Annotated in this window: 6 protein-coding genes; 3 read left to right on the forward strand and 3 right to left on the reverse strand. The window is 40.1% G+C overall.

Features of this window, described 5'->3' with window-relative positions; translation table 11 throughout:
- Positions 1–3: 3 nt before the first annotated feature.
- Positions 4–5,574: a DUF6443 domain-containing protein gene (locus tag DXN04_RS05900; RefSeq protein WP_116852352.1), complete on the forward strand. Its 5,571-nt coding sequence runs from the start codon at positions 4–6 to the stop codon at positions 5,572–5,574.
- 1,072 nt (positions 5,575–6,646) lie between these two features.
- Here DXN04_RS05900 and DXN04_RS05910 read toward each other — a convergent pair.
- From DXN04_RS05910 to DXN04_RS05920, 3 genes are all read right to left on the reverse strand, one after another.
- Positions 6,647–7,396: a phosphatase PAP2 family protein gene (locus tag DXN04_RS05910; protein ID WP_116852354.1), complete on the reverse strand. Its 750-nt coding sequence runs from the start codon at positions 7,394–7,396 to the stop codon at positions 6,647–6,649.
- A gap of 133 nt (positions 7,397–7,529) precedes the next feature.
- Entirely contained in the window at positions 7,530–8,351 is an 822-nt protein-coding gene (locus DXN04_RS05915; RefSeq protein ID WP_116852355.1) for a DUF4249 domain-containing protein, read from the reverse strand.
- A 31-nt stretch (positions 8,352–8,382) separates the two neighbouring features.
- Positions 8,383–10,758, reverse strand: coding sequence for a TonB-dependent receptor (locus DXN04_RS05920; protein ID WP_116852356.1), 2,376 nt, complete (start codon positions 10,756–10,758; stop codon positions 8,383–8,385).
- A gap of 397 nt (positions 10,759–11,155) precedes the next feature.
- Here DXN04_RS05920 and DXN04_RS05925 point away from each other — a divergent pair, with 397 nt between their 5' ends.
- Together DXN04_RS05925 and DXN04_RS05930 are read left to right on the forward strand one after the other, a co-directional pair.
- Positions 11,156–12,202: a sensor histidine kinase gene (locus DXN04_RS05925; RefSeq protein WP_116852357.1), complete on the forward strand. Its 1,047-nt coding sequence runs from the start codon at positions 11,156–11,158 to the stop codon at positions 12,200–12,202.
- Position 12,203: 1 nt separating this feature from the next.
- On the forward strand, positions 12,204–12,926 hold the full coding sequence (locus DXN04_RS05930; RefSeq protein WP_116852358.1) for a LytR/AlgR family response regulator transcription factor: 723 nt from the start codon (positions 12,204–12,206) through the stop codon (positions 12,924–12,926).
- Positions 12,927–12,932 lie beyond the last annotated feature (6 nt).

The following is a 12,932-nucleotide window of genomic DNA, read 5'->3' on the forward strand; positions in this document are numbered from 1 at the left end:
ATTATGATACTTAGAAGATATTGTTTACTCATACTATTCAGCTTATTAGGTGCGGTCACCTATGCGCAGGATATTGAAATATATGGCCCCACCACCGTCAGGAAAGGTCAGAAGGCTACTTATAATGCAATACTGCATTCCACTGTAGCCAATCCTATTATTTGCTTTGAAGCAAACGGAGGGTCTATGGCTTATCCATCTACGGGCTGCAATGAACCGGGCCTGGAAGATTTTTGTACCAAATGTAATTCAGTAGAGGTAACCTGGAATTCATCTGGCACCAGTGGTACGGTCAAAGCATCCTACGGTACGACTACAGCTACCCTCAATGTAATATTGGTAACACCTTTAGTGCTGTCTGATATTACCCCAAAAACGCAGGATGTAAAATATAATACAGCCGGCACGGCATTTACCATGGCATCTCCAACAGGCGGCAACGGTACGTATACATATGTATGGCAGCGCCAGAATGATAACCTGGATTGGGAAACTGTGAGCGGTGCAACCAGTATTAGTTTTACACCACCGGCAGCTACCAGAAATACCAACTATCGCGTAGCAGTGACCTCCTATGATGCGACTGTCTATAGTAAACCGGTGGCTGTCACAGTACATAAACAATTTGCTGCAGGAGATATATATGGTTATCAGCGGGTAGCAGCAAATGCTACTCCCAATACCATTAAAGGGGAGCCAGCTGTAGGTGATTCAGGTAAATTCAGCTATCAGTGGCAGCAATCTTCGGATAAGAGTACATGGACGGACATCGCCAACGCGACCTCCCTGGATTATACGCCTGCAGCGGCTACAACAACCAAATATTACAGACGGAAAGTAGTATCTGCATTTGCTGCCACCACCGCTACCCTTTACAGTAATATATCTGCCGTCGCTATTGCAGGAACAGGTGACAATAATACACCTGCTGCGGTAACGACCGGTTACACACAGCCACTGCAAACGCAACCTGACATTCCAGGTACGCTTACTTCATTCAATAGTACTTTTAAGATAGAATACGACATATTGAAAGCAAATGTCAAAGACGCTGCCGGCGTAGCTGCTCTCACGACAAAAGAAACGGGTATTTCCAAGACCTGGCAGGATGGTTTGGGCAGAGAGATCCAAAGTATAAGTGTACAGGCAACCAGCAGAAATAAAGATGTCATACATCAGGTCAACTATGATGATCTGGGAAGGATAAGACAACACTATCTTCCTTATATAGACAGCACACAAATCGGACAATTACGCACGACGGCGGGTACCCGCCAGCAAACATTCTACAAGAATGTATTCCCACAGGAAAACTTCTTCTATAGTAAAAGTGCGGCCGACGGTGCAGGTAATACACTTATCAGCACTATCCCGGGTAATAGCTGGGCTGGTTCCAATACAGGTAGCAGCAATATTACCAGAGCACTGAATAGTGGCGAGCAGGTATGGCGTTGGGTAATGGTAGATGATAATACGCCAGCACTCGCAGCTGGCACAGACCGTTTCTATGATGCCGGTGAAATAGAAGTAACAGAACTGATAGATGTATATGGCCGGAAAAATATAAAGTACAGGGACCGGCAGGGACAGCTATTACTGGACATCTCACAGAATGGTGCCAGCTGGTTGTACCAGTATTATGTATATGATGGATATGGCAGGTTAGCACAGGAAATCTCTCCCAAAGCGGTAAAATGGATCCAGGATAATTATAGTACGATTCCAACTGCTACCGTATGGAATCTGGATAATGATGTTAGAAAGAACTTATGTACAGGTTATCGCTATGATTATTTAAATCGTTGTATCGCGAGAAAAGACCCTGGTACGGAAGAAAGCGTTGTTGTATATGACAAAAAACGCCGGCCAATCCTTACCCAGACAGGTATTCAACGTGAATCAGGTCAGTGGAGCTATTTGGTATATGATCTGAAAGGTCATATCATCATATCAGGTATTTATAAGAATACTGCTACACGGGACCAATTACAGACCCAGGTAGATCAGGCAACGCCCGGTACAGTCGCTATTACGTTGACAGAACCCGGTGCTGTCGATTTAGTCCTGAATCAGTATACAGGGAAAAGTCTGTATGAAGCAAAGAATAGTATTTCATTGACGACTGGATTTGAAACAGTGGATGGGGCAGAAATACAGTTCAACATTAATACTAATTTACCGGATGTCGTGACACTCTCACAGATCATCGCAGACCAGGATGTATTGGGTTTAACGACTAGTGCAAATGCAACACCGTTAAATTACAATTACTACGATAACTATGATTTTCCGGGTGCGGGTAGCAAAGCATATAATACAGCCAGTATCTCCAAATTGAAAGGAGGCTCAGATGCGGTGACACCAGAACGTGTGCTGATTCCCATAGGATTTATCACTGGTTCCAGAATCAAAGTGTTTTATCCGACCGGCGTAACAGGACCTGAATGGTTAACCACTGTCAACTATTATGATAGAAGCGGAAAAATCATCCAGACTCAGGCAGATAATATTTTAGGTGGTACAGATATACAAAGCACGGCATACAGTTATTCGGGAAAAGCGATGAGTACACATACCAGCCATTATAATCCGTTTGGGATACCTAATAAACAATACGATGTTGTGAAGAGGTATAGCTATTATGACAACGGACAGTTATTACAAAGCTGGATGACCATCAATAACAATCCTGAACAATTGATGGAGACGAACTATTACAATGATTTTGGCCAGGTAAATAAAAAGATACTGGGTAATGGTATTGAAACCCTGGATTATACTTATGATATCAATGGGATGCTGAAAGGTATCAATGCTGACTATGCTGAGAATAAAACTGGCAATCATTATTTCGGTACGAGCATTCATCACAATGAAGGTTATTCAAATATCACGCTGGACGGTACCGTTTCCGGGATAACGTGGAGAAGGAAAGGAGATGCGGATGCAGCCATGTCCTACGGATATCAGTATGACAATGTAAAACGTTTATCCCAGGCCTATTTTACGCAAAACAAAGGTAGTGGCTGGTCCCAGGAGAAGGATTATTCCGTTGATAATCTGAAATATGATGAAAACGGGAATACTCTTACTATGCGGAGTAAGTCAACCTATCTGGGTATGACAAAAGCAGTGGATGATCTGACTTATACTTATCAGGCGAATACAAATAAACTGATCAAAGTAAAAGATATAGCGGGTGATAATCAGCAGCAGGATTTTAAAGAATTGAGTAATGGTGATGCGGATGATTATAGTTATAATACGAATGGCGCATTGACTGCAGATGCCAATAAAAACATTCAGCTGGAATGGAATAACATCATTGAAAAGCCAACCAGCATTACTTTTGATGGCAACACTAATAAGACGATCAGTTATGTGTATGATGCGTCTGGTTATCGCTGGCAAAAGATTGTGAAGGATGGTACCAATACAGATGTATATACTTACAATGGACCGTTCCTTTACAAAAATGACAGCTCTCTGATACAGTATACAAATGAAACAGGCCGCGTACGTTGGGCGAAGCTAGCTAACAGTGGGGTGTATACTTATGCAAATGATTATTTCCTGTATGATCATTTGGGTAATATCCGTACGGTAATTACAGAGCAAAAAGATACTGCTGTATATGTATCAACTTTTGAAACGGCACGTGATGCGGTAGAAAATGCGTTGTTTTCAAACCGGGATGAAACGATTGATAATATCCCGACTACCTATTCATTTTATAATTCATCTACAAATAAGCTTTGGTCTAAGCTGAATGGTAGTGATCCTTCAAAACGCGTGGGGACTTCTATCGTTTTAAAAGTGATGGCGGGTGATGTGATTGATGTAGCAGCAAAGGCTTATTATAAACAAATGGAAGCTTCCAATTCCGGTGCCGTTGCGAATGAAATGATTAGTGCGTTGATGAATGCAATGCTGGGGAGTAGTACTGCGGTGATTGATAATGGGCACGGTAACCTGGTTCAGGGGAACAATACGATTCTGAATACATCGGCGATGAATACGTTCCTGAATCAGACACAGCAGGATAATAATACACCGGTGAATTATCCTAAGGCTTATATTAACTACGTGTTGTTTGATGAGGATTTTAATATGGTAAGTGGGAATGTGTTGCGGGTGAATAAAGGATCAGATGCGTTGCTGAATTATGCGGGTAGTCTGGAGATTCCTAAAAATGGGTTCCTGTATGTGTATGAAAGTAATGAGAGTCCGGTGGATGTGTGGTTTGATGATTTGGCGGTGAGTCACCGGAGTGGTCCGTTATTACAGGAGAATACGTTGTATCCGTATGGTCTCAATATTGCGGCGCAGAGTAGCAGGGCGTTAATGAAAGCGGCGAATGAATATGTTTATCAGGGTAAGGAGTTGGATGAGGAAAATAGCTTAAATTATAATTACTTTGATTATAGATATTATGATCCGCAGTTGGGTCGTTTTATCAGTATAGATCCCGGCAGGCAGTTCACAGCGAATGGGTATAGTGGCATGGGGAATAATCCTGCTATGTTTGTGGATCCGGATGGCAGATTTGTGTGGGTAATAATTGGTATTGGTGCGGCGATGGGAGCATTTTCAGGGTATAGTATTGCGAAAGCAAAGCATGCGCAGGGTTTCTGGGAGTGGTTTGGGTATATAGGTGGTGGTGCAGTGATTGGAGGGGCTTCGGCTTATGCGGGTAGTGCTGTTGGAATTGCTGCCGGGTTATCTATTACAAATGCAACAGGTGTTGTAGCACATGCCGGATTGTACGCCGCGATATTAGGTGGCACAACGGGAGGCGCTATTTCAGGTCTTGGATTTGGTATATTATCTGGTTCTGACAATCTATTAAAAACGACAGCTATCAGTGCCCTAAGTGGTGCTGTTGGCGGCGCTGTTGGAACGAGTATAGCTGGTGGTGGAGGAGCATTCGTAGGTGGATTTGCAAGTAGTATAACTAATAGTTCATTGACGGGTGGAGGTGATTTTGGCAGTATATTGACATCTGGCCTGGCAAGTGGCACAATGGCATGGGGAGCATACCAGATTAATGCAGCATTCGATTATAAAATTGCCAAACAAGCATTCAAAAAAGAAGCCAATTGGAATCTTTCAAGAAAACAATTTAATGTTATGTCAAGGCTTAATCAACGTTCTCTTGTAAACGGGAAAGAATATGGGGGATGGCTTAATGAAGATGGATCTATTTATGCTTCAAAAAGTAACGTATATGATAAGTATCTGGATGGAACGCCTGCCGGTGGAAACGGTTCTATATCCTGGCATACGCATCCTAATTTATCTCCTCCTAATACTGATCCTGATAAAGCATACGCTGTTGGGCATAGTGACCGTATAATACATCTTCCAGGAGAAGGAGATATAAGAGTAGGTGATATGGCAACGGATTTTAAAGACATCCTACACCCCGACCACCAATATAGTTCAATAGTTATTGGCAGAACTCAAATATACTATCATGATGTTACAAATTTTGAGTTCCCTTATTTATCTGACCCTTTCCTGCGTATCAGATATTTTAATCCATTTCCATATAATACATTCCTTAAATTTTAGCCTTTTTTTTATGAAGAATTTATTATTGCTTTTGATATGTTTTACTTTTCTGTTGTTGTTATCCTGTAGCTCATCGCGTCATTTTGAGGATAGATTTATTTCCAAAGGATGTAACATTGACTCTGTCAGGAAGCAAAGTGAGATAGCTTTTAAAAAGCTGGATAAGAAACGTAAAACACCGGCAGGTTTATATAAAACACAGGTATATGAAAACGATACATCCATCTTTGTATTACGTTTACTCTCAGATGGAAATATCAGAAACGGAGGAGGAATGATTTTTGAGATTTCGAAGAGAACATGTACAATCGTGGATAGCCAATTATTCCAATAGTTTAGTGCTAAATAAAGGGGGCATCAAAAGTTTTGAAGCGCCCTCTTTATTATTCTATTCACTTTTTCAGTAATGCGAACAGGTTTTGTGTTAATATATAATATTCATACCTCTTAACAATCTCTTATAAAGATGCCCAGACCATCTATATCCCAACCTAAACTCCAGACCTGCCTGCGGCGATGATTGAAAAACGCATAGAGCGCTCCACACTGAAATGGATCTTCATCTCATTTACAACCAGACCTGACAGGCTATTAAAAATTAAGCGTATATCCGTTTGTCATGCTGCTTGTCAATAATAGTGGTAGAATGTGTTAAAACCTATGAATTATTGACAGGCATAAATTGAAAATGGCCATGTAAATCAATTGATTACGGAGATATTTTGTGCCCATTAGCGGAGCGTTTTCGAACCAGGTTAGTTTGATAATTTGTAAACTATATCAGCATTCGCAGTAAATTCCTTTTCTTCTCGGTAAAATTGTTATTGTTGTAACCATTTTACAGTTAAAAAAATTTTAAATAATTATTTTACCGTCAAGTATGCCTTAATTAATCGTTTTACAGTGCTAATCTCTTATAAAGTAGGAGAATCAAACACTCGAAAAAATTAAATAGCCTTACAAATCAAAGAATTGTAAGGCTAAAAGTGCCTGGTAGCGGTAAGTTGTCGAACCAATTAATTCAGATTATCATAAACCAGGCTATTGAGATGTTTTCCAATAGTAGCTAATATCAGAATGTCATTGATAATCCCAAACCATATTCCCTTCCATTATAAAATGGCATAACCATACCATTTAGGTCCTCTTTGTCTTTAAAGAAAGTTTTTTTAAAAAATGGATGTACCCAATAAGCGATTTTGGTACTTAAGATCCCGATCCCTGCCCCTGTGGCAACATCGGTAAGCCAATGCTTTTCATTGGTCATTCTTAAAATCCCTGTACCTGTAGCGACCACATAGCCCGTGATACCGTACCAAAACGATACATCTTTATATTCCTGATATAAAAATTCAGCTCCCAAAAAAGCGTTAGCAGTGTGTCCCGACGGGAATGACTTGGTGTTCGACCCGTCTGGTCTTTTTACCTTTGAGATATTTTTAATGATGCCAATTGAGGACCCCATAATGATGTAGGCTGTTGCCATCAAGATGGTTCTGTCTTCAAAATTATTCTTTCCATGAATACCGAACGCATTTAAGGCATATACAGATAGGGACGGTGCGTATTGAGTAAAATTGTCAAGTTTAACTTTCCTGAAATGTTGCGCTCTCAACTCCTTTCTTATACAGGTATTTACATCTTTCAAAGCAGGGCTTGCAAGGGCAACAACGCCATACCCGATCAAAACAGTTGGAATGATGAGCGATCTGTAATTGAATCGGATGTCGCCTTTGTAACCTGTCGAGTCAATTGAAGCGTTCTGTCCATTAACCCTAAAGACGGAAAAGAATAGGGAAAGGGCAATTATTATCTTACTCATTTTTTACCCAATTGTACATAGCATACTATGTCGCTAAGCATTATGATATTGCTGAACCTGTTCTAATTATTGAGTGAGCGAAGTTTCTATCGGGCAGATGACCTGTGACCTTTACTTCGCTCACTAAACCTGGTTATTTGATCGTATAGCTTTTAGTAGCTACCTCTGCCAGCCTGAAGTATCCCAAAGCGTAATTTTTGCTATTGGTTTGATTGATAATATTTCCGCGAACGGCACTTGGTATAGTAGGGAAAGGATTACCATCATTACCCGAAGCCACTATCAATTTGAACATGTAGTTGTAATAGTTTTTCGAAATCCCGTACAGTTTAATGTCTATCCGGTCCCCTGTCTTTAATTTTTCATGCGAATACGATTCCTGATTTAAATTACCATTGGTGTGTTCATCGTCTTCAACTTCCAGTTCGGGAAACACTGAATGAGGCTGGGTAATGCTGTTCAGATATGAATTCTTCTGATTGACATCATCCTGATAGTAAAATGTTATTTCGATCTCATCACCGGCCTCGCCTCCCTTGTTATTCTGATCAATGTTATCCTCGATCTTAGAAACTGGGGTAAAGGTTTCTGAGGCGGTGTAGGTTTCTCCGTTCAAAACGATTTTTAAGTTATAGGTCTGGCCGATAACAGGAATAAAATTGCTGCAAATGTATTGCCCTGTTCCGGGCGTTTCTACAAAGTTAAAAACAGTATTTGTCGCGTTGGTTACCGTAATCACTGCTCCCGAAACACTCGGGAATTCGGAATTGTAATAACCAGTTGTTGTCGACAATACGATCTTCTGTTCATTGCCGGTGGTATTTTTCACCCAGTCAATAGAGGCATCCACAACCAGTCTTGGTGCTGCTGTTGTAAGATCCGCAGTAATAACCTTTTCGCATCCTGTTACAAGCAATGATACAAATGGTACGAGCATTATTTTAAGTAGTTTCATGAAGTATCGTTTTTAAAGTTGGATAGTTGTTTTAAAGTTTCACATTGTAGGCTACGCTTGGAACAATGCCGAAAATGGATATTCTTCTTGTCTCGTTTCTTCCGGTTTCTTCGTTCTGTCTGAAAGAGTAGGATGCCGCGTTGTTCCTGTTGTAAAGATTGTAGATGCTGAAATTCCACTCTCCCTGCCATCCTTTTTTCTTGTTGGGCTTAGGTGTGTAGGTCGCAGAGACATCTAAACGGTGGTAAGCAGATAAAGAATTCTCATTTCTTGCGCCGTAACTCGCAACAGTAACATTCTGGTATAGATATTTTCCATTGGGGAATGTCGCCGCTTTTCCGGTTTGGAAAGTGAGAATAGCTCCCAAAGACCATTTCGGACTTACTGAATAAGCGCCTGTAACAGATAGATTATGCAATTTGTCATAATTCGCCCTGTACCATTCTCCGTTGTTGATACCAGGTTCATCTGCATTTCTGCCCGGTGTTCTTTGTTGCGCTTTAGAAAGTGTATAGGAAACCCAGCCGGTCAGCTTACCTGTATTTTTTTTCAACATCAGTTCCAGGCCATAAGCCCTTGCTTCGCCATTCAAAAGCACTCTTTCTATAGCATCGATTCCTAACAGATCTGCGCCGTCGATATAATCTGCTTTATTCTTTATTTTTTTATAGAATGTTTCAGCTTCCAGAGAATACTTGTCGTCTTTGAAATTGTGGAAGTAGCCCAGTGCTACCTGGTCCAGAATTTCTGGTTTAAGGTATTTGTCAGAAGGGGCCCATATATCAAGTGGGCTTGCAGATGCGGTATTGGAGATCAAATGAACATACTGGCTCATTCTATTGTAGCTCGCCTTTATAGAATTATCATTGTTTAGCGAGTAGGCAATGGCGACCCTTGGTTCCAGGTTGCCGAAGCTGGCTATTTTTTTATTTTTCTTATAGTTGATCGCTCCGGTTGGATCAGCCTCTTCATAAATATGAAATTCCTTATTGTAAATGACCGGCTGATCATTGGCATAGGTGTAGACTTCCTGCGCGCCTACTCTTTGAAAGTTGCTGTAACGGAGTCCATAATTCACGGACAATTTATCGCTGAGGCGTTGGTCGGCACTAATATATGCTGCATTTTCATAAGCGTACTTTTTGGCTAACTGGTCCGGATTGATCGCTGAACTCACTCCATATGGCTTGATCGTTCCGGGATTGAAATCGTAATAAATTGAATTAATACCGTAGTTTAAAGTGAGGTTATTCGAAACATAATGTTTGAAATCATATTTGAAATTATAATTTTTTACCTCTGCTTTCCAGTCCATACCGATGGTCTTAATCTTGATCTGGTAGTCATAGTCACTGTAAATTGCAGATGCATTGGCAAATATCTTATTGGAGAATATATGGTTCCATCTTAGATTGAAAAGTCTGTTACCATAGGTGTTGATAAAACTGTTATTGAAATTCAGGTTGTCAGTGCCAAAGTATCCTGAAACAAATACGTTGTTCTTATCATTGAATTTGTAATTGAACTTGGTGTTCAGATCGTAGAAATAGGCTGAATTGGGTTCATTGGCCATTTTTAAAAAAAGATGGGCATATGATCCTCTTCCCGCGACAACAAAAGAGCTTTTATCCTTAGCGATGGGACCCTCAACAAGCAATCGGCTGGAAACTAATCCGATCCCGCCGTTAACATGGAACTTCTGGTTGTTTCCTTCTTTTTGATAAATATCCAGTACCGATGATATACGTCCTCCGAAATTAGCGGGTATACCACCCTTGTAAAGTTTCAGGTCTTTGATCACATCAGCGTTGAAGACAGAAAAGAAACCGAATAGATGTGAGGTATTATAAACAACGGCTTCATCAAGCAATACCAGGTTTCCATCAACAGATCCTCCTCTTACGTTGAATCCCGTCGCACCTTCCTGGGCATTGGTTACCCCGGGAAGCTGTAAGATCGATTTCAGGACATCTACCTCTCCCAGAACGGCCGGCATCTTTTTGATCGTGGCGATGGATAGTTTATTGGTACTCATTTCAGGTTTGCGGATGTTCACTTGCGGCGTATTGGTCTTAATTAAAACTTCATCCAGCGTCTTACTGTTTTCCGTCATTCCGAAGTTCCGTTTTGTGTTTTCGGTCAGCGTGATCTTTTCCTCCTGGCGATCATAACCCACATGGCTTATGATAATGGTGTAAGTTCCTTTAGGCAATGTTGTGGAATAAAATCCGTAGGAATTGGTCGTAATACCTACTTTCGCTTCCGGAATGTAAATGCTTGCGCCGATGAGTGTTTCGGAATTGGACTTGTTAGTGATCGTGCCGCTGAGGGTGACTTTTTCCTGCGAATAGGCATGGAATACCGAGGCAAAAAGGAATACCAGCATGGATAGGATTCTGCTTTTCATTTATAAGAGTTTAGAATTAAATGCTATATTTTCGGCTAAACTATATTTTTACAGAACCCGCAATTTTTATATATACAAAAGGTATTTCTTTATATAGAAAAGCAGCTTTTACGTATAGTAAAATAAATACGACCTGAGATTGCAGCAAAAAAGCGAAACAGAAGGTCTTCCATAGTAATAGAATACTTTAGGTCGTGTTGCAGCAAGTCTAAAGGCCAGGGAAACGGCCGGCCCGATATACCCACACGCAAGGGATGATGGGCTGTAAGTCATTATTTCAAACCCTAAAGGCATTATACCACCTGTAAACCATATTTTCGTATATTATTAAGGCACTTTCGTATAGTAAGTTTTTTTATTTCTGCGGTATCACTTGATTTGCTCTAAATTTAGTCTTATGTATAAACCTTTACATAAAGAAACAATGGATGCCAATTGGATTCTTCAGTTAGTTATTTCGGAAAAATACCGGTTTCAAAGGCATCTGTCGCTGATTGCCTTTTGCATTTTGGTTTTGTATTATAGCCCGGCCGACTATGTAGAACCTTTCGAGACCTACAATCGACTGGTTATTTTTTTCGAGATAATTCTGTTAGCCTACGGTAATATGTATTTTTTCGTTCCTAAATTCCTGTTTAGGAACAAATACCTGAGCTATGGCCTCTTCCTGCTTTCTGGCATGGTCCTTTCGTATTACGTTCACGAAGTTTTTGCTGATTCGTTTGAACGAGATCTATTACCTAACGAGGATGATAACATTAACTTTTTTACCTTTTCCTTTATGACATTAGTGCTTATTGTAGCATCAGCCGCAGTTAAGTTTTTTCAGCGGTGGATATCTGATACGCGACTGATCCATGACCTGGAACTGGCAAATGCCAATGGTGAATTGGAACAGCTCAAGAATCAAATCAATCCACACTTTCTTTTTAACATGCTTAATAATGCTAACGTGTTAATCGAGGATGATCCTAAAAAAGCTTCTCAGGTTTTGGTGAAACTAAGTGACCTCCTTCGTTATCAGCTTTATGACAGCTCTAGAGAAAAGGTTCTACTCACTTCAGAGATCCATTTCTTAGAAGACTTTCTGAACCTGGAAAAGGTCAGACGGGATAATTTCAATTTTTTAATATCAAAGGAAGGCGAATTGAGCGGTATTCAGGTTCCTCCCTTATTATTTATTTCATTTGTCGAAAATGCTGTAAAGCATAATAACGACTCTGCGAAATTATCCTACTTGAATTTGTATTTTGATGTATGCCATGATGAGCTTTTTTTCAAATGCGTAAACTCGAAACCAGCGTTGAAAGCCGTAAATAAATCAGGAGGATTAGGTCTGGCCAATATTAAACGACGACTAGAACTGCTCTTCCCATCTTTACATGATTTGATAATAGAAGACAATTCGGAAACGTACTGCGTCACCTTAACTTTAAAACTATAAAATGAACTGCATAATAGTAGATGACGAGCCATTAGCAAGAAAGGCGATCCAAAAACTGGTTCATCAGACAGAAAATCTGGAAGTTATCGCATCATTTAACGGAGCAGAAGCTACTAAAGATTTTCTGGCAACAAATGCCGTAGATCTGGTGTTTCTGGACATTCAAATGCCGGGAGTGAATGGGATCGAATTTGCCAGAACCATTCCCAAAAGCACCTTAGTGGTATTTACCACAGCTTATCATGAATTTGCTTCTGAGAGCTATGAGGTCGATGCTATTGATTACCTGATCAAACCTGTAAAACTGGAGCGCTTTCAAAAGGCGGTCGAAAAAGCAAACACGTATTGTAAATTATTCCGTACTGATCATACCAACAGTAATATAGAAAACATAACCACTGATTATATTTTTGTAAGATCAGAACGCAGAATATTCAAAATACATTTCAGCGATATACTTTATATTGAAGGCTTAAAAGATTATGTGATCATTTACTTAGGGAATCAAAAAGTGATCACGCTTATGAATATTAAAACTATTCATGAATTGCTTCCAAAAAGTTTTTTTGTCAGGGTCAGTAAATCTTACATCATTAATGTAAACAACATAGATTCTGTAGATAACAATACAGTTTACATAGGGAAGAACGAAATTCCGATCGGTAATATTTACCGGGATTACTTCTTTAGTGAATTTGTAACTAGAAAAATTTTAAGTAAGTGATAAATT

This window comes from Chitinophaga silvisoli (genome assembly GCF_003412465.1).
In the GTDB taxonomy this organism is placed as follows: Bacteria; Bacteroidota; Bacteroidia; order Chitinophagales; family Chitinophagaceae; genus Chitinophaga; species Chitinophaga silvisoli.